This is a genomic window from Rosenbergiella collisarenosi (assembly GCF_018494085.1).
GTDB lineage: Bacteria > Pseudomonadota > Gammaproteobacteria > Enterobacterales > Enterobacteriaceae > Rosenbergiella > Rosenbergiella collisarenosi.
This window is the reverse complement of the sequence record NZ_JABBFP010000004.1, coordinates 184,055-202,529: the sequence shown is the minus strand read 5'-3', so window position 1 is coordinate 202,529 and position 18,475 is coordinate 184,055. Positions and strand designations below refer to the sequence as shown.

Sequence of the window (18,475 nt, the reverse complement as noted above, 5' to 3'; positions counted from 1 at the left end):
AACACTCTGCGGCTCAGTCTCGGGCTGGTATGGCGCCATTGATCAAGGACTCCTGTGCATGATTATCTCCTCAGCAAGCGATTATCGGGCAGCGGCCGAACGAATTCTGCCCCCTTTTTTATTTCATTACCTCGATGGCGGCGCCTATAACGAACATACGCTGAAACGAAATGTTGAAGACCTAGCGGCGATTGCGTTGCGTCAACGCGTGTTGCGTAATATGTCGTCGTTAGATCTGAGTACGACCCTACTCGGCGAGCAGGTCGCGATGCCCGTTGCACTGGCACCGGTAGGGTTATGCGGGATGTATGCTCGGCGTGGGGAAGTGCAGGCTGCTAAAGCCGCGCAACAGCATGGCATTCCGTTTACGCTCTCGACCGTTTCTGTCTGTCCGATTGAAGAGGTTAGCCGCGCCATTCAACGACCAATGTGGTTTCAGCTTTATGTATTAAAGGATCGTGGGTTTATGCGTAATGCGCTGGAACGCGCTAAAGCGGCGGGATGTACCACGCTTATTTTTACCGTGGATATGCCGACGCCCGGCGCGCGCTATCGCGACGCCCACTCTGGGATGAGCGGACAATACGGCAACTTGCGTCGTTATTGCCAAGCGCTGACGCACCCGCGTTGGGCGTGGGAGGTGGGGATCAATGGTCGACCTCACGATCTTGGGAATATCTCCGCTTATCGAGGTAAACCGACTGGGCTTGCGGATTATATCGGCTGGCTAGCGAAAAACTTCGACCCGTCGATCTCCTGGTCGGACTTAGAGTGGATCCGAGATTTTTGGCAAGGGCCGATGGTGATCAAAGGTATTCTCGATGCCGAAGATGCGAAGGATGCGGTGAGGTTCGGCGCCGATGGTATTGTCGTTTCCAATCATGGCGGCCGCCAACTTGATGGAGTACTCTCGAGTGCCCGCGCGCTTCCTGCGATCGCCGAGGCGGTAAAGGGGGACGTGACGATCTTTGCCGATGGCGGCGTGCGTAATGGATTAGATGTGGTGCGGATGTTGGCGTTAGGTGCGGACGCAACGCTATTGGGGCGCGCTTATCTCTACGCCTTGGCGGTAGCGGGGCAGAGTGGGGTGGCGAATGTTCTCTCGCTGATCGAAAAAGAGATGCGCGTGGCAATGACGCTGACTGGGGCGAAATCGATTAGTGAAATCTCCTCTCAATCACTGGTAGATAGCCAAAGAAGCAGCCTCTATTAGCCGCCGCGAAATGAGATATTAACGACTACGAGGAGCTGTAAATGTCACAATGGGAATCAGAGCGCATGGTGTACCGACCACTCACGCAGGAGGATTGGCCGTTTTTTTTGGCACTTCATCAAGATGCAGGGGTGATGCAGTTCATCCATGATCCCCATCCCCCCGAGTATATCGACCATCATTACTTTCAACCGCGACTCGCAGAGTGGCATAAAACGAGCCGGCATTGGTTATGCAAGGTCATGTGTCTTAAGAGTGATGGGACGCCAGTGGGTTTAACGGGGCTTATCAATCGCGGAGAAAACTTAGCAGAAGTGGGCTTTCTTCTTGCCGGTGATGCTCAAGGCAGAGGGCTGGGGAGTGAATCGCTTAATGCTCTGGTAAACCATGCGTTCACCCTTCTAGGCTATCGTAAACTGACGGCCGCGGTGACGGCAGGTAATGAAGTTTCGCGCAAGACGCTATGTAGGGTGGGATTTCGACAAGAGGGAACGTTGCGCGAAAGCTACTTCTTACATCAGCGTTGGCACGATGACTGGATCTTTGGATTACTGGCTAAAGAGTTTACCGCTACTGAGTAGTAATAGTGCGTAGATTGGCTGGAGAACAGGGCAATAAACGCTTACCCACGGGCGTTTACTGCTCTCCTGTTGCTTACTTTCTAGGTTATCACAACACCGTGTAATACACGCCAATACCTAAACCGAGTAGCGCGATATACAGTAGGCAATATTTAAGCGTCGTGGACATGATCTCACCGCTCAGCTGGTCGAGTTTACTGGCTGAAACGGCAATCGCAATACTTTGCGGGGAAATCATCTTCCCTCCCGTTGCCCCTGCGGTATTCGCGGCGGCTAGCGCATGCGGATCGATGCCGAGTTGTTGGGCGGCGGTAGCCTGTAATTTACCAAACAGGACGTTAGCATTCGTATCGCTCCCCGTAACAAAGGTCCCTAGGGCACCGATCACTGGCGAGATAAAGACATAGCCAATACCGGTAGTGGCAACCAGCGTCGTCGCGATCACCGTAATCATCCCGCTTTTATCCATCACGGTTGCCATCGCGACGATCGCGAGGATCGCGACAATCGATTTTTTCAACTGTCCTAAGGTGGCGAAAAACTGCTGTACGAAGACTTTCGGGCGACTCCCTTGGATCCATGCTCCTAACAACGAAGCGGCAAGGATTAGCACGCCCGGGGTGATTAACCATTCAATTTTTAGCTGTAATTTCCCGCCCATAGCGGTGGAAAAATCGATCAGGCTATATACGCTGCCTAGGCTTTGTTTAATTGCGGGAAAGAGCGGCGAACAGAGTACGATAAAGACGAAGGTGAACAGGTAAATCAGTGTCGCCTTAAATAGCGTTAGAAGCGCTACCCCCTCGGTCGAGGTCGCCCTTTTTTGTAACCGTGCGACGACGATAGTGGTCACCAGGCCGCCTAAGCTCCCCGCGAAGGCGGGCAACTCGGCACCAAGATAGCGAGCGACCAGGTATTGTGGAAGCAGTGAGGCCACGCCGCATAACAAGGTAATAAGAAAAACACCGCGGATAGCGCGGATCCCGCCGCCGATAATCGCGACTAACACAAAAGGGAGCAGGATGTTAAAGGCCGCTAACTGTAGAATGATGTGGGTACTGAGTGTTTGCACGGCGAGGCCGGTTTGTTCGGCTAACATAATTACCGGGATACCGACGGCACCAAAGGCGGTTGGTACGGAGTTGGCGATCAGCGAGACGACTGCCGCCTTGAGCGGCGCGATCCCTAACGCGATCAATATCCCCACCGGAATCGCAACAGCAGTACCATAGCCAGCCACCGCCTCCAAGAACCCGCCGAACCCCCAAGCGATAATTAAGACTTGAACACGCTTGTCGTCACTGACTGATGCCAAGGCCTGCTTGATCACCGCCATGCTGCCATTACTGAGCATTAGGTTATAGCCATAAATCGCGGCAAAGATCACGATGACGATCGGCCATAAACCTTTGGCCGCGCCGTAGAGTGACGCCGCAGTCAGCACTTGCAGTGGGAGATGAAATTGCCAACTGGCGATCAGCCACGTTACCACAAGGGTGATTAATACAGCGTAATGCACAGCGATCCTGAGCAGTAATATAAAAATAATTAAAAGGGCAAGGGGCGTTATGGCGAGTAAAAAAGAGAATAAATCCGTTATCATGTCAATTCCCTGAAAAAGACGAGTGTGAGATCATCGTCGAAAAACTATACGGGAATTTCGGTGACTCTTTTTTGATTTACGGCATGCTTAGACTCGCGAACGAGGCCGAGTTAACCCTTATTAATAATCAGTCGAGCCCCCGCCGACAAAACATGCATGCCGTATTTGGGATATGCCTCACATCAATACCGCCTGAGCGATTCGTTTTAGGGTGTGCGAATAGCAAATACCAAGCCGGTTGGCACAGCCCTTGCTTGATCCCTATCTTTATCACGCTAGGGGTTCACCATGATGACTACCGTACGCTACCGTATTTTTGGGCTTATGCTCCTCGTGGCCTTGGTCAATTATATCGACCGTGGAGCACTTTCGTTCGCGGCAACTGCTATCGCGCAACACTATTCGCTCACCCGCGTAGAGCTCGGCGCGCTACTGAGCTACTTCGGTATTGGCTATCTTTTGGGGTCATTATGTGGGGGATTTCTTGCCGACCGCTACGGAACGCGCAGAGTCTGGCTCATTGCGGGGATCAGTTGGTCTTGCCTGGAAGCATTAACGGCGTGGGCGGGAGAGCTGGGTATAACGGTATTCGGCGGTTCGGCACTCCTAGGTTTTGCCGTGTTACGTATTTTATTTGGGTTCAGTGAGGGCCCGGCTTACGCGCTGATGAATAAAACAGTCGCTTATTGGGCGCCGGATCATGAGCGAGGAACTGCCCTCTCGGTGGGCCTGCTCAGTACACAAATTGGTGCAATGTTAACGGCCCCCATCGCCGTGGGGTTACTCTTATTGACCGGACGGTGGCAGAGCATGTTTATCGTATTGGGCGGCTGCTCGTTACTCGTTATGATCCTCTTCGCGCGCTTCTTTCGTGATACCCCACAGCAGCATCCCGAGGTCAACGTAGCGGAGCGGCGCTATATCGCAGATCATCAGCAGAGCCAATGCGAAAGTAGAACAAAACTACCTTGGTGGCGCTTCTTCACCTCGCGAACTCTCGTCTGTAATGCCCTAGGCTATTTTAGTTTTCTGTATATCACCTTCACCCTCGTCACGTGGATGCCGAAGTATTTACAAGATACCTTCCATTACGATCTCCACGCCTTATGGTATGTGGCGATGATCCCGTGGAGTGGTGCGGCGATCACGGTACTGTGTGGTGGGCGGATAACGGATTTTTTATTAACACGCTTTCATCGTTTACGTATTGCACGTAACGCATTTGCCGCCACGAGTCTCGCCTGTGCAGCCGTTTGCTTCATTGCCATCCCATTTGTTGACAGCGCGGCGGCGGTGATTGCATTAATGACACTCGGTAATGCGTTTAATGCCTTGGTGAATAATATCTACTGGTCGGTAGTCATCGATGTGACACCCAAGTCCTCAGTGGGAACGTTTAGTGGGATAACACTGGCCATCGCCAATAGCTCGGCGATCCTTTCTCCTGTACTCTGTGGCTGGCTCGCGCAATATTATGGCTATAACACGATGTTTTTAGTGACGGGGGCGTTTGCCATTGTCAGTATGTGTGCCATGGCCGTTATCCAACCTGAAAAGCGGTTGCATGACGATGAGACAATCTCCGGCACAACAGTTGTATCAACGCAGTGATACGATACGCGCCGTCTAGGCTTAATTAGAAAGAATAAAGAGAGCTTCCTGCATGGCGCGAACAGGTTATAAAACTTTGATAATGGCTGCTCTATTCTGCTTCACGCTCGGCGTTAATGCCGAGCCAATACGGTTAGGTGCTCCTCTGCCCTGGGTGAAAATCGATAACGGTGGGGAGATCGAACTCCACGGCACCCAGACCTCTACACAGCCTTGGCAAAGCACCGCATTAGTAGGGAAAAGTAAACAGCTACTCATCCATGTTGCCGGGCGTTTATCCGCTAAGCAGCAGCTGAGCGATGTTATTCAGCACATACAGCGGGCGGGATTAACCGCTGAACAGGTGCATACCACGACAATCGTAAACATTGATGATAGTCTTTGGGGAAGCGGTCCTTTTGTCGAGCAAAGTATTATCGGCAGTAAGAAAGACCAACCACAGAATAGTTTCGTTATCGATAATAGCGGTATCGCCGCGCATCGCTGGCAGCTATTGGCCCATCGTGCCGCGATAGTCGTCACCGACGCACAAGGTAACGTGCAGTTTTTTCATCAATCACCCTTTTCACCCTTACAGGTCCAGCAGCTGATTACGCTGCTTCAAAATTAACTAAATAGTTAATTAAATTCACTTTTTATCTCACATTTTGGTGTGGCTCAGCTACGCTTAATCTAAATGAGAAAAAAACTAATTTTTCCAATATCAGTGTGGAAGCGAGGGTCCTCATGGCGCTAGAGATGAAAGAAAGTCGTTATTCAGCCTCCGACTCTATCGGGCTCAGTCTCGCGGCGATTGAACAGCGTTTAGATCATTGGCTCCCTCTGGCTTCCGAACGCGAAAGAGTCAGTCTCGCGATGCGTGAAGGCGCGTTGGCACCGGGAAAACGTATCCGTCCCCTCTTACTGCTGTTAGCGGCACATGATCTTGGCGACACGCCTACCACTAATGGCACGCTCGACTTTGCCTGTGCAGTAGAAATTATTCATGCGGCCTCGCTGATATTGGACGATATGCCCTGTATGGATAATGCCGCGACACGGCGTAACCAGCCAACGATCCATCGGCAATTTGGCGAGCCTGTCGCGTTACTCGCGGTTGTCGCGCTGGTGAGTAAGGCGTTTCAAATCATCAGCCAAGCCGAGGGGATTGACGAAAAGGCGAAGAATAACGCTGTTAACGAATTGTCCCAGGCTATCGGGCTACAAGGACTAGTTCAGGGGCAATACCAAGACATTAGCGAGGGACATCAATCGCGTAGCCACGAAGCGATAACCCTGACCAATCATTATAAAACTAGCACCTTATTCTGCGCGGCCTTACAAATGGCGGCTATTGCAGCCGGGGCGAGCGCCTTAGTGCGTGAACAGCTACGCCATTGTTCCTTTAACCTTGGGCAAGCCTTCCAGTTACTCGATGACTTAAGCGATGGTTCGACACAGAATGGTAAAGATCCTCACCAAGACCGTGACAAGTCGACGCTGGTCAACGTATTTGGTACGCAAAAAACCGAGAAACAGCTGCGCGATCATCTTGATGTTGCAGACCATTATTTTACTCAGGCCTGTCCGCATAACCAACAAACGCAGCAGTTTATCCAGCAGTGGTTCAAACAAAAATTGGCAACGCTCCGCTAAGGAATATGGATGAGCCACTATGCGGTTATCGCGCCCCCCTTTTATAGCCATATCAACGCGCTGGAGCAGCTCTCATTGGCGCTGATCGCCGCGGGTCATCAAATCACTTTTTTTCAGCAAATCGATGTTAAGCATTTCATTCAGACGAAAAGCATCGGTTTCTACGCGCTAGGGCGCAGTAGCCATCCTGCAGGGAGCCTACAGAGAACGCTTCATTTCGCCGCAAACCCTTTTGGCCCGGCGATGTTTTCGCTGATTGAACAGATGGCAAAGAGTACCGCGCTCTTTTGCCAAGAGCTACCTGCTGCCTGCCAGCAGCTAAAAATTGATGGCTTGATCGTCGATCAAATGGAGCCGGGCGGGGCGCTGGTCGCAAAAAAGCTCGATCTTCCGTATGTCTCCGTGGCCTGTGCATTACCATTAAACCGTGAGCCGGGGGTTCCGTTACCGGTCATGCCATTTAGCTACCGACAAGATGCGCAGGCTCGCAAACGTTATGAGACAAGCGAAAGAGTCTACGATTGGATGATGCGTAAGCATGATGCGATGATTAGCCAGCAGGCGCGGCGCTTTGGCCTTTCGGGGATTACTCAACTTCATCACTGCTTTTCGCCGCTCGCGCAGCTGAGTCAATTAATCCCGGAACTTGATTTCCCTCGTCACCATTTACCGAGCCACTTTCATAGTGTCGGGCCATTACGCTCTCCGACGAAAGACGCCGTCGACATCTCGCATCGGGAACCTCGAACGCTCAAGGTCTATGCCTCACTCGGGACCCTACAGGGGCATCGCTATACACTTTTTAAAAAGGTCGTGGCGGCTTGTCAACGAGCGGATGCCCAGCTCCTCCTCGCCCATTGTGGCGGCTTATCGAGCGCACAGGGCCAAAAATTGGGGCGTCAGAGCGGAGTGGAAATCGTGGATTTCGTCGACCAGCCGCAAGCTATCGCGGCGGTGGATATGACCCTGACTCATGGCGGCATGAACACCGTCTTGGACAGCATTCAGCAGCGTAAACCGCTATTAGTGGTCCCCTTGGCTTTCGACCAGCCAGGCGTAGCGGCGAGGGTTGTCCATCATGGTATCGGGCAACGCCTCTCACGACTCTCAGGCGCGAAAACATGGTCAACTCAATTGACGCAACTGAGTGGCCAGTCGGAGACACAACATAATTTACAGCGCCTGCAATGCGCACTACAACGGGCTGGTGGGATTTCGCAAGCGGTGAAGGTCGTGACGCAAGCACTGAGTCTCGGTCAGCCAGTCCTAGCGCGGAGATAACATGGAAGAGTACGATCTTATTTTAGTCGGGGCTGGACTTGCCAATACGTTGATAGCGTTACGGTTACAGGAAAAACGTCCCGACCTAACCCTACTACTGATCGAAACGGATGAGCAGATATTGGGTAACCATACGTGGTCCTTTCATCGTCGTGATCTGACGCCCGCGCAATACGAGTGGATACACCCGTTAGTCGACTATTGCTGGCCAGGCTATGATGTGCGTTTTCCGTTATTTTCTCGGGGGTTATCCGGTGAGTACTGCTCGATTACCTCCGAACAGCTGGCGAAAACAGTGATGGCACGGCTAGGCCCCCAGATAATGACCGGATGTACCGTGAATAGCGTGACTGCGACACAGGTGAGAATCGATGATGGACGTATCGTGCAGGCTCACGCTGTGATTGATGGCCGCGGTTTCGCGGTAGAAAAGACGATGTCGATAGGTATCCAAGCCTTTGTTGGGCAGGTCTGGCGGCTCGCAGAGCCTCATGGCCTCTCTCAACCTATTTTAATGGACGCCACCGTCGACCAACAACAGGGCTATCGCTTCGTTTATACCTTGCCGCTGTCCGCTACTGAATTGTTGATTGAAGACACCCACTATATCGACCGAGTCCAGTTGGATCCCGAACAGGCGCGCACCAATATTCGTGATTATGCGGCGAGCCAAGGGTGGCAGCTCGCGACGCTGCAGCGTGAGGAGCAAGGTAATTTACCGATCACCCTAGCCGGAAAATTCTCGCGATTTTGGGCGACAAGATCGGTGGCCTGTAGTGGGTTACGAGCAGGACTGTACCATGCGACGACCGGTTATTCGCTTCCCCATGCGGTTGCCTTGGCGGACGAAATTGCTCAGCTATCCTGTATGACTAGCCCTTGTCTTCGCACGACCGTGCAGCGCTACGCCCAAAAAGCGTGGGGTAGACAGCGTTTCTTTCGTATATTGAATCGAATGCTCTTTCTCGCTGGCCCCGCGACGCAGCGTAGAGGGGTAATGCAGCGCTTTTATCGCCTTAATGCCGACCTGATCGCGCGCTTCTATGCAGGACAGCTTACCTTGTGGGATAAATTACGTATTGTTAGTGGTAAACCCCCTGTGCCCGTCATCGCTGCACTGAAAGCGATCCTCAAACCGCTTATTAAATGAGTCTATCAATGAAAAAAACTGCCGTGATCGGTGCTGGATTTGGGGGGTTAGCACTCGCTATCCGCCTTCAGGCTGCAGGAATTCCCACTCTACTCTTAGAGCAACGCGATAAGCCGGGGGGGCGCGCCTACGTTTATCAAGATCAAGGGTATACCTTCGATGCTGGGCCGACGGTGATCACCGACCCAACAGCGCTCGTCGAGCTATTCACCCTCGCAGGGAAACGTATTGAGGACTATGTCGAATTACTGCCGGTCAAGCCCTTCTATCGACTCTGTTGGGAGAACGGTAAGGTGTTCGATTACGACAACGAACAGTCGCTATTGGATCGGCAGATCTTGGCCTTCAATCCCGCCGATGTCCAAGGCTACCAACGTTTTCTCGCGTATTCTCAGGCGGTCTTCAAAGAAGGCTACTTAAAGCTGGGTACGGTTCCGTTTCTCTCATTCAAAGACATGTTACATGCCGCTCCGCAATTGGGTCGATTGCAAGCGTGGCGCAGCGTTTATAGCAAAGTCGCCAGCTATATTCAGGACGAACACCTACGACAGGCTTTCTCCTTCCATTCGCTATTAGTGGGTGGAAATCCCTTTGCAACGTCGTCGATCTACACCCTGATCCATGCGCTCGAACGCGAATGGGGAGTGTGGTTCCCACGCGGCGGTACCGGCGCGTTAGTTCAAGCATTGGTCCAACTATTTCAAGACTTAGGCGGCGAGTTACTCCTTAACGCTGAAGTCGACCATATGGACTGTAGCGGGCAACGTATCACACAAGTTACCCTCGTCGACGGTCGCGAATTTAGCGTAGCGGCGGTGGCATCGAATGCCGACGTGGTGCATACCTACCGCCACTTATTGCGTAATCACACGCCATCAGAGGAGTATGCCGAGAAATTGGTGAAAAAACGGATGAGTAACTCCCTCTTTGTCCTCTATTTCGGCCTTAATCATCATCACGACCAGCTCGCTCACCATACGGTCTGTTTTGGCCCGCGTTACCGCGAACTTATCGACGAGATCTTCAACCGTGATGGGCTAGCGGAAGACTTCTCGCTATATTTACACGCGCCCTGTGTCACCGATCCTTCGCTCGCGCCTGAGGGGTGTGGCAGCTACTACGTTCTCGCCCCTGTTCCGCATCTCGGAACCGCTGATCTTGACTGGGATATCGAAGGTCCGCGCCTGCGTGATCGGATTTTTGCCTATCTTGAAGAACACTATATGCCAGGCTTACGTAGTCAATTGGTCACGCAGCGGATGTTTACGCCATTTGATTTTCGCGATCAGCTACATGCATGGCACGGATCGGCATTCTCTATCGAACCGATTCTGACACAGAGCGCATGGTTCCGTCCGCACAACCGTGATAGCTCAGTCGAGAACCTCTATCTGGTCGGGGCGGGCACCCATCCTGGCGCAGGAGTTCCAGGCGTTATTGGTTCGGCGAAAGCCACAGCGGGCTTAATGATCGAGGATCTTCATGGATAAGATTGCGCTAGATAATCATGTTAAGCAGACAATGCAGGTAGGATCGAAGAGTTTCGCCGCCGCGTCGGCGTTATTCGATGCAGATACTCGCCGTAGCGTATTGATGCTTTATGCATGGTGTCGGTACTGTGATGATACGATCGACGATCAGGTCTTGGGTTTTCAGGCCGCAACCCCGGCAGCGGCGAGTATCGAACAGCGGCTTGATGGCTTACGCGAACAGACGGCAAGCGCCTTCGCGGGCGAGCCACAAACCATTCCCGCGTTCGCGGCGTTACAATACGTGATTAACCAGCACGGCCTAGAGCAACAATTCGCGCTCGATCACCTTGCAGGTTACGCGATGGATGTGGAAGAGGCGCGTTATCCTACCCTTACGCAGACCCTCACTTACTGTTATCACGTTGCGGGAGTCGTCGGCCTGATGATGGCGCAAATTATGGGCGCTAAGTCCGCTGCCGTTCTGGATCGAGCCTGTGATCTTGGACTAGCGTTTCAGCTAACCAATATCGCCCGTGATATCGTCGAAGATGCCGAAGTAGGGCGCTGTTATTTGCCTGAGGCGTGGTTAGCCGAGGAGGGCTTAACGCGCGATAATCTTGCCGCGCTCGAGCACCGCCAAGCGTTAAGTCGCGTCGCAGCTCGACTAGTCGATCAGGCCGAGCCTTACTATCAGTCATCCTATCAAGGGCTGGTGGCATTGCCGTTACGTTCAGCGTGGGCAGTGGCTACCGCACGGCGGGTATACCGTAAAATTGGTCAGCGAGTTAAACGTGCCGGGGCAGGGGCTTGGCAGGAACGTATTTCGACGTCACGCGGCGAAAAAGTCTATTTATTGCTCGCGGCAATGGGTGACGTATTACTTTCGCGACTCACATCGCACTCGCCACGCCCGCGCTCATTGTGGCAGCGTCCCTCATCGTCGTAGGCGACGCGGTTACTCGATTAGGGTTATCTGTAGGCTGGCTAATAGCGATGCGGCCTCAGGTAACATAAACGTGGCGCGTTTAATCTCGTTGTTGAACAGATTGATGTTATAGCCGTGGGCGTGAGAAAAATCAGCGCTGCGTAGGTCGGTATGGTGAAAGGTCGCGCGGTAGCAATCGCTCCCCGTAAAGTCGGCATGTTCGCACTGGGTCTCCGTGAAATCGACATCGTGCAGTCGACACTCCACCCATTTACACTGCGCCAAATACAGGCCAAAGAACGATGAGTGGTCGAGGATACAGCGGTAGAACTGTAGTGAACCAGGCAGATGAAGGGACGACCATCCCGCCTTCGTCCAATCGATCCCCATCAATTTACATTCCGTGAAGGTGACCTCCCGAAACGTACTCCTCGCGATCTCGCTTAAGCTCAGGTTACAGCGAATAAATTCACACTCGATAAACTTACACTGGCGCAAGGTCGCCGCACTAAAATCGCAGTCGCTAAAGATACAGCGATCAAAGAGAGCGTTTTCCAGCTGAGCGTCTGCCATCGTAAGCTTACTTACGTCGTGATCATAATACTCTTGCTGAGAGTCTACAACTCGTTTCATACCATCTACTTTTCGATATCAGGGCGCTTTTTCAGCCCGCGCTGCCGTTTTTTATAGGCTTTCAGTTGTGCTTGAATTTTATCGACGGGAGGCGCGTAAATAAAGCCGAAGGAGACACAATCTTCCTTACCTCTAACATCATGGTGAAAATGGTGGGCGAGGTAAAGACGGCGTAAGTATCCGCGGCGAGGAACATAGCGAAACGGCCACCGTTGATGGACTAATCCATCATGCAGAATAAAGTAGATAATGCCGTAAAGCGTCATACCTGCACCCACCCACTGTAACGGCCAGATGCCACGCGTACCCGCGAAGATCAATAAGATGGCTAGCCCGGCGAAGACCAGGGCATACAAATCATTGACCTCGAACATGCCATGGCGTGTCTCGTGGTGCGAACGGTGCCAGCCCCAGCCCCAGCGATGCATCACATATTTATGCATACCGGTCGCGACGCCTTCCATGATGCACACGACAACGATGACGATGAGTAAATTAACGAGCCAAGGCATGCGGTCTATCCTCGGTGAAACGGTATGTTTCACGTGGTGGTGAGTCGGTAATGGCCTCAGGAGCCTTTACCCTAAAAGGTGTGCGTCAAAATAGCATAGCTGAGGAAGAGGACGATGACGAGCAGTGCGGTGATAACTTGTTTTTATATCATTAATTCGGCTAACGTAGGTTAACAGCCCTTAACGAGGAAACATTATGTATAGCCATGTCGTCGTCGGTGCGCAGGATATTGAGCGTGCCAAGACTTTTTACGATGCGATTTTTCGTCATATGCCTTTGGATGAGCAAGGCTTTGATAAGTTACAACGCCCCTTTTATCGTCAAGGTAAGCAGCGGTTCATCGTCACTTTACCGATTAATGGACAACCGGCCAGCCCGGCTAATGGCGGAACCATCGGTTTTGAGCTAACGAGTTGTGAAGCGGTATATGCTTGGCATCAAGCTGGCGTAGAGCAGGGCGGGAGTTCTGCAGAGTCAGCCCCGCATATCCGCGAAGACGGAAAATGTGTGGCCTATCTCCGTGACCCATCGGGGAACAAGCTGTGTGCCTTTTACCAGACAGAGGCATAACAGATCCTGCCCGCCTAAACGACTAGGCGGGCGGACCGCGCTACTGTTTATCGACAGAAAAACGACCGGCTCCGCTTACCGAAAGTAACAATAACCCACCGATAATGCTGATGTTTTTATAGAAGTTAATCTCAGCCGCCATCTGTTCTGGGCCAGAGAGCGACCAAAAAGGATGGCCAATAATCGCCGTCGCAAGGGTGTAAACCGCCAAAATAAGCGCAATCGGGCGTGTATAGTAACCGATGACGATCGCCAATCCGGCAAAGAACTCCAGTACGACCGCGATCAGCGCGGCGAGCGTCGGCAGTGGTGTACCCAGTGCCGTCATATAGGTGACCGTCCCGCCGAAGTGGACCAGTTTTTGGTAGCCGAATAAGACAAAAAGCAGCATTAACAATACACGGGCAATCAGTAGTACCAGCGGCTGTTGTTTTGAAAAAGTGAAATATTGCATAGGATATCCCTAACTCAGTTTGCGTGATTAGCGCAGACTTTAGCGTTAGGCCTGTACGGAATAAATAGCTAGAATGAGTAAGATAATTTCATTTATGGGATAATAGATGCGTTCTGATGCGAATGACCTACTGCTCTTCAACCGTGTCGCCGAGGAGGGGAGTTTTACCAAAGCGGCCGAGCGCCTAGAATTGCCAGCCTCAACGTTGTCGCGACGCATAGCGTCATTGGAACAACAGCTGGGAGAACCGCTATTTACCCGGACTACGCGTAAGATGACGATTACGCCGTTTGGGCAGGCTCTATTACGGCATACCCAGCAGATGGCGGCAGAGCTTGGTGCGATCGAGGCATTAATCGAGCATCGACATGCTCTGCCCAGCGGTAAGCTGCGTGTCTCGCTGCCCGGTGACTTCACGCAGGATCTTATCAGCCAATTTTTAGCCGAGTTTATCGAGGCCTATCCAGAGATAAACGTAGAGATCGATGTCTCACAGCGGCGAGTGGACCTGATCGCCGAGGGCGTCGATTTAGCGTTACGTATCGGCACCCTGGCGGACGAAGCGACGCTCGCCGCTCGCTTGTTGGGTTACTTTGAATTGGGGCTGTATGCCGCCCCGAGCTACCTGCGTGGCGCCCCCGCGATCGCTGAGCCACAAGATTTACTCCAGCATCATTTACTGCGGTTACATAGCGATAGTGGCCCGCTGGAGCTTTTTACTGCGCAGCAACATTGGCGCGGGGAACTTGTCACTAAAACCTTGGCGAATTCACCGAATATTCTTGTTAATCTTGCGTTACGCGGGGTGGGAATCACGCGTATTGCGGCGCATTCGGCGCGGCACTACGTCGAAAGCGGTCGGTTAGTCCGCCTCTTACCGGAATGGCAGAGTAAAAAGCGTCCGGTGTGGATTGTCTTTCCAAGCACGCGGTTAATGCCTTCTCGTACACGCGTCTTTATCGATAGTCTGGTACGCAGTTTCGAGCGGCTATCTTGAGGTGCCGGTACCGGGTTTTAGACGCTGTATAAGAGAAAAATATTACCTATACAGTTGGAATGACGTTTTTTTCACCATTTCAACGATAAAAAGCATAGAGAGTTAACTCTTGTTCTAAATCAATATCTAAATGATATTTCCCTCTCCCGGTTTCCTGCCTAGAATAGAGGAAGTGGTTATCAATGTTGGTAACCTTTTGTGTTTAACTTATTCTATGGAAGGTGAACTGTGCCAGATTGGCTAACCCTCGCCGCGGAATCATTCTGGCCGATGCTTCATGCCGGACTGACCTTTACGATTCCCTTAACCTTGCTTGCCTTCGTACTTGGCTTATCGCTAGGCTTCTTAGTTGCTCTCGCTCGATTGTATGGTCCAAAACCCCTACACTATTTGGTACGTTTCTACGTCTGGTTATTTCGTGGGACGCCGTTGCTCGTCCAACTCTTCTTAATCTTTTATGCACTGCCCAGCATTGGGATTACTATCTCTGCCTTCCCGGCCGCAGTCATTGGTTTTTCCTTAAATATTGGGGCTTACTCGTCGGAGATTATCCGCGCCACGATCAAGTCCGTACCGAGTAGTCAGTGGGAGGCCGCGCACTCCATCGGTATGAGCTGGCGTCAGGCTCTGGTACGTATTATTCTGCCGCAAGCCGCAAGAATTGCCGTTCCGCCTTTATCTAATACCTTTATCTCTTTAGTTAAAGATACCTCATTGGCATCGGTGATCACCGTACCTGAAATGTTCTTAGCCGCACAGCGGATAGCGGCGGTTACCTATCAGCCATTAATCCTGTATATCGAAGCAGCGCTGATTTACCTGTTTTTCAGTACCCTTTTATCGGCGCTACAAAACAAGCTTGAGAAGCATTTCTCCCAGGAAACGGTGACAGGAGTATAGCGAGATGATTTCATTACAGGGCATCAACAAATATTTTCAAGACAATCACGTCCTGAAAGATATTAGCCTTACGCTGCCGCGAGGCTCTGTCACCGCGCTGATTGGCCCCTCTGGTAGCGGTAAAAGCACCTTATTGCGCTGCGTTAACTTATTAGAAATCCCCCAGTCGGGCGAGATGCAGTTGGACGAAGCGCGATTAGTGTTTACGCAGAAGCCACCTCGTACCCGCGATATCTATCAAATAAGCCGACAAACGGGGATGGTATTTCAAAACTTTGCGCTGTTCCCCCATAAAACGGTAATTGAAAATATCACCGAAGGGCTGATCGTCGTACATCGTATGCCGAAAGCAGAGGCGATTGCGCGGGCAGAGGCCTTGCTGGAGAAAGTGGGATTAGCCCATAAACGTAATGTTATGCCGGCAACACTGTCGGGCGGGCAACAGCAACGCGTTGCAATCGCGCGCGCACTGGCGCCCTCTCCGCAGGTTCTATTATGTGATGAGCCAACGTCGGCACTCGATCCAGAGCTTGCCGCCGAAGTCGTAGCCGTATTACGCCAATTGGCGAACGAAGGTACGACCATGCTGATGGCAACCCACGACCTACGTTTGGCAGCCTCTGTCGCGAACCAGACTATTTTCCTCGAAGCAGGGGAGATTGTAGAAACCGGAGAATCAGCGACTCTTTTCCGTTCCCCGCAACACGCACGCACGGCGGAATATATCGCCACGTTAACGGCGGGGTTACCCGCAGTCAACCCAACCTAATTTCACCAGGAGTTATTATGAAAAAGCGTTCTCTAGCGTTACTCGCCATGCTCGTTCCATTAGGTTTTGCTAGCTCGGCAATGGCTGATACCCTCGCTAATGTTAAAGCGACTGGCCAGCTAAAAATCGGCACCGAAGGGACCTATGCCCCCTTTACCTTTCACACGATTTCCGGCGATTTAACGGGGTTTGATGTCGAGATCGGCGAAGCCATTGCTAAACAATTGAAGGTTAAGCCGGTCTTTGTCGAGAGTAAGTGGGATGGTCTGATCGCAGGCTTGGATGCCAAACGCTACGACGTCGTGATTAACGAAGTCGGCATCAGCCCTGAACGTCAGAAGAAATATGCGTTCTCCGCGCCTTACATTGCCTCGAAAGCCGTACTGATCGTCAAGAGCGATAACAACAGTATCCATCAGTTCACGGATCTTAAAGGCAAAAACTCAGCGCAGTCGCTGACCAGCAACTACGCACAAATCGCTCGTCATTATGGTGCCCAGTTAGTCAACACTGACGGTTTTAACCAAGCTGTCGACCTCGTGGTTCAGGGCCGGGCCGATGCAACGGTGAACGATAACCTTTCTTACCTCGACTTTAAAAAGCACCGAGCGAATGCACCGGTGAAAGTCGTCGCCTCAGAGGACAATGCAAGCGCTTCTGGTGTGTTGATGAGAAAGGATGACACCGCCCTGCAAACAGCGATCAATACGGCACTCGCTGAGCTGAAGAAAGACGGTACTTATCAGAAAATCTCTGAGAAGTATTTTGGAGAAGATGTTTCGCATTAAGGATGATTCGGCCCCCAACGGGGGCCGAATGGTTATGGCAGCGTGCGCAGACCTGCAACCGCCAGATCAGCTAAATACTGTGCGGTGGGGAGTAGCACTTGGTCATTAATGCGAAACGCAGGGTGATGTAAGGCGTAAGGCTCGCCGGTACCGACCATGATGAAGGCCCCCGGTGTCTGCTGCAGGTAGTAAGAGAAATCTTCGCCAATCGGGCTGGCTTCTACCACCTGTGCCGTCAAACCACTACGTGTCGCTTGCTGCAGGGCAAATTCTGCCCACCGTTCATCGTTCACGACCGAAGGCGGTCCGGCCTGCCAATCGAGATCGATATTCACGGCAAAGGCGGCTGAAAAACCTTGTACGATTTGCTGAAAACGGCTCTCGATTAATTGACGCGCCTGGGCGGAGAAGCTTCTCACCGTCCCCTCTAACCACGCTTTATCCGGAATAATATTCCAAGCGCTGCCGCTATGAAACTGAGTGATCGACACCACGGCGTTATCCGCTGACGGGGTATTACGGCTAATGATCGTCTGTAAACTCGAAACCAGTTGGCTGGCGATGATGATCGGATCCACGCTCTGTTCGGGTTTCGCGGCATGGCTGCCAACTCCCTGTATGGTCAAGGCGAAACGATCGACGGCCGCCGTTAGCGGCCCCGCCTTACAGCCGATAGTACCTGCCGGTAGAGATGGGTCGTTATGGATCCCAAATACCGCATGGGCCTCGCGCAGTGCACCGGTCGCAACGATATCCCGCGCGCCTACGCCGATTTCCTCTGCCGCCTGAAATAAAATACGCACGCGGCCCGATAACGCCGCCTCTTGCCGTTTCAGGATAATGGCAGCACCCAGCGCAGCCGCGCTGTGAAAGTCGTGGCCGCATGCGTGCATCACACCCGGATGTTCCGAACGAAAGCTAACCTCTGCTTGCTCTTCAATCGGTAATGCATCGATATCTGAGCGAAGTACTAAGAGTGGTCCTTCGCTAGGCCCCACCTCCGCCACTAGACCTGTCGTGAGCGGATAATCGAGAATACGGATCTGATGCTGCTCAAGGTGTTGGCGAATACGCTGCGTAGTGGCAAATTCTTGCGAGGAGAGTTCAGGAAAACGATGAAGTTCGTGACGAAAACCGATTAAATACTCGGCAAAGTCTTCGGTGCTGCGCTGTGTCATAACGTCCTCATCGAGTTACAGGATAAAAGTTATCGTGGTAAAAGTTTATCAGCTGGCGAGAGTTTTGTTAAAAACCGAAACTCGTTAAGCTTAGCGATAATCGATATAAGTCAGGCCTTGTTTTACGGGGAAGAATTAAATTAATTTAATAATGGTTAACGAAATAAAAAATAATTAACTATAAAAACTAATTAAAATAATA

19 protein-coding genes are annotated in these 18,475 nt (G+C 51.9%); 14 read left to right on the top strand and 5 right to left on the bottom strand.

From position 1 onward, the window contains the following. Positions 1–58 precede the first annotated feature (58 nt). Both lldD and HGT70_RS08795 read left to right on the top strand, forming a co-directional pair. Entirely contained in the window at positions 59–1,213 is a 1,155-nt protein-coding gene (gene lldD, locus HGT70_RS08800) for an FMN-dependent L-lactate dehydrogenase LldD (protein ID WP_214195620.1), read from the top strand. A 41-nt stretch (positions 1,214–1,254) separates the two neighbouring features. Beyond that, positions 1,255–1,794 (top strand): GNAT family N-acetyltransferase, encoded by a 540-nt coding sequence (locus tag HGT70_RS08795; RefSeq protein WP_214195619.1) that lies wholly within the window; start codon positions 1,255–1,257, stop codon positions 1,792–1,794. A gap of 88 nt (positions 1,795–1,882) precedes the next feature. Here HGT70_RS08795 and HGT70_RS08790 read toward each other — a convergent pair whose 3' ends face one another. After that, a complete protein-coding gene (locus HGT70_RS08790; RefSeq protein WP_241649762.1) occupies positions 1,883–3,394 on the bottom strand; it encodes an L-lactate permease in 1,512 nt (503 codons plus the stop codon). A 294-nt stretch (positions 3,395–3,688) separates the two neighbouring features. Here HGT70_RS08790 and HGT70_RS08785 point away from each other — a divergent pair, with 294 nt between their 5' ends. The 7 genes from HGT70_RS08785 (at position 3,689) to HGT70_RS08755 (ending at position 11,492) form a co-directional block, all read left to right on the top strand. Then, positions 3,689–5,008, top strand: coding sequence for an MFS transporter (locus HGT70_RS08785; protein WP_214195684.1), 1,320 nt, complete (start codon positions 3,689–3,691; stop codon positions 5,006–5,008). 82 nt (positions 5,009–5,090) lie between these two features. After that, positions 5,091–5,618: a YtfJ family protein gene (locus HGT70_RS08780; RefSeq protein WP_214195617.1), complete on the top strand. Its 528-nt coding sequence runs from the start codon at positions 5,091–5,093 to the stop codon at positions 5,616–5,618. Positions 5,619–5,746: 128 nt separating this feature from the next. Then, the gene (locus tag HGT70_RS08775; protein WP_071435112.1) at positions 5,747–6,643 is read left to right on the top strand and encodes a polyprenyl synthetase family protein; all 897 of its coding nucleotides are present in this window, start codon (positions 5,747–5,749) and stop codon (positions 6,641–6,643) included. 9 nt (positions 6,644–6,652) lie between these two features. Continuing rightward, the gene (locus HGT70_RS08770) at positions 6,653–7,924 is read left to right on the top strand and encodes a glycosyltransferase (RefSeq protein ID WP_071432229.1); all 1,272 of its coding nucleotides are present in this window, start codon (positions 6,653–6,655) and stop codon (positions 7,922–7,924) included. 1 nt (position 7,925) lies between these two features. After that, positions 7,926–9,074, top strand: coding sequence for a lycopene beta-cyclase CrtY (gene crtY, locus HGT70_RS08765; protein ID WP_214195616.1), 1,149 nt, complete (start codon positions 7,926–7,928; stop codon positions 9,072–9,074). 8 nt (positions 9,075–9,082) lie between these two features. Next, the gene (locus HGT70_RS08760; RefSeq protein ID WP_214195615.1) at positions 9,083–10,564 is read left to right on the top strand and encodes a phytoene desaturase; all 1,482 of its coding nucleotides are present in this window, start codon (positions 9,083–9,085) and stop codon (positions 10,562–10,564) included. Then, positions 10,557–11,492, top strand: a complete 936-nt coding sequence (locus HGT70_RS08755; protein ID WP_214195614.1) for a phytoene/squalene synthase family protein — start codon at positions 10,557–10,559, stop codon at positions 11,490–11,492. Before HGT70_RS08760 ends, HGT70_RS08755 begins: the two co-directional genes overlap by 8 nt. A gap of 9 nt (positions 11,493–11,501) precedes the next feature. On the opposite strand, the gene HGT70_RS08750 is transcribed toward HGT70_RS08755, so the two are convergent. Together HGT70_RS08750 and HGT70_RS08745 are read right to left on the bottom strand one after the other, a co-directional pair. Then, positions 11,502–12,104, bottom strand: a complete 603-nt coding sequence (locus HGT70_RS08750) for a pentapeptide repeat-containing protein (RefSeq protein WP_071432219.1) — start codon at positions 12,102–12,104, stop codon at positions 11,502–11,504. A gap of 5 nt (positions 12,105–12,109) precedes the next feature. Continuing rightward, positions 12,110–12,616 (bottom strand): sterol desaturase family protein, encoded by a 507-nt coding sequence (locus tag HGT70_RS08745; protein WP_071432217.1) that lies wholly within the window; start codon positions 12,614–12,616, stop codon positions 12,110–12,112. Between the two features lie 196 nt (positions 12,617–12,812). Between HGT70_RS08745 and HGT70_RS08740 the strand changes: the two genes are divergently transcribed. Then, positions 12,813–13,187 carry a VOC family protein gene (locus HGT70_RS08740; RefSeq protein WP_071432215.1) on the top strand — a complete coding sequence of 125 codons (375 nt, stop codon included), beginning with the start codon at positions 12,813–12,815 and terminating at the stop codon, positions 13,185–13,187. A 40-nt stretch (positions 13,188–13,227) separates the two neighbouring features. Here the strand turns inward: HGT70_RS08740 and HGT70_RS08735 are convergent, their stop codons facing one another. Beyond that, a complete protein-coding gene (locus tag HGT70_RS08735; RefSeq protein WP_071432213.1) occupies positions 13,228–13,641 on the bottom strand; it encodes a DoxX family protein in 414 nt (137 codons plus the stop codon). 106 nt (positions 13,642–13,747) lie between these two features. On the opposite strand from HGT70_RS08735, the gene HGT70_RS08730 reads away from it, so the two are divergent. The 4 genes from HGT70_RS08730 to HGT70_RS08715 all read left to right on the top strand — a co-directional run bounded on the left by HGT70_RS08730 (position 13,748) and on the right by HGT70_RS08715 (position 17,095). Then, entirely contained in the window at positions 13,748–14,638 is an 891-nt protein-coding gene (locus tag HGT70_RS08730; protein ID WP_214195613.1) for a LysR family transcriptional regulator, read from the top strand. 228 nt (positions 14,639–14,866) lie between these two features. Continuing rightward, on the top strand, positions 14,867–15,538 hold the full coding sequence (locus HGT70_RS08725) for an amino acid ABC transporter permease (RefSeq protein WP_071432184.1): 672 nt from the start codon (positions 14,867–14,869) through the stop codon (positions 15,536–15,538). 4 nt (positions 15,539–15,542) lie between these two features. Further along, positions 15,543–16,307, top strand: a complete 765-nt coding sequence (locus HGT70_RS08720; protein WP_071432182.1) for an amino acid ABC transporter ATP-binding protein — start codon at positions 15,543–15,545, stop codon at positions 16,305–16,307. Positions 16,308–16,324: 17 nt separating this feature from the next. Further along, on the top strand, positions 16,325–17,095 hold the full coding sequence (locus tag HGT70_RS08715) for an amino acid ABC transporter substrate-binding protein (protein ID WP_071432180.1): 771 nt from the start codon (positions 16,325–16,327) through the stop codon (positions 17,093–17,095). A gap of 32 nt (positions 17,096–17,127) precedes the next feature. Here the strand turns inward: HGT70_RS08715 and HGT70_RS08710 are convergent, their stop codons facing one another. Then, positions 17,128–18,273, bottom strand: a complete 1,146-nt coding sequence (locus tag HGT70_RS08710) for an amidohydrolase (RefSeq protein ID WP_214195612.1) — start codon at positions 18,271–18,273, stop codon at positions 17,128–17,130. Positions 18,274–18,475 lie beyond the last annotated feature (202 nt).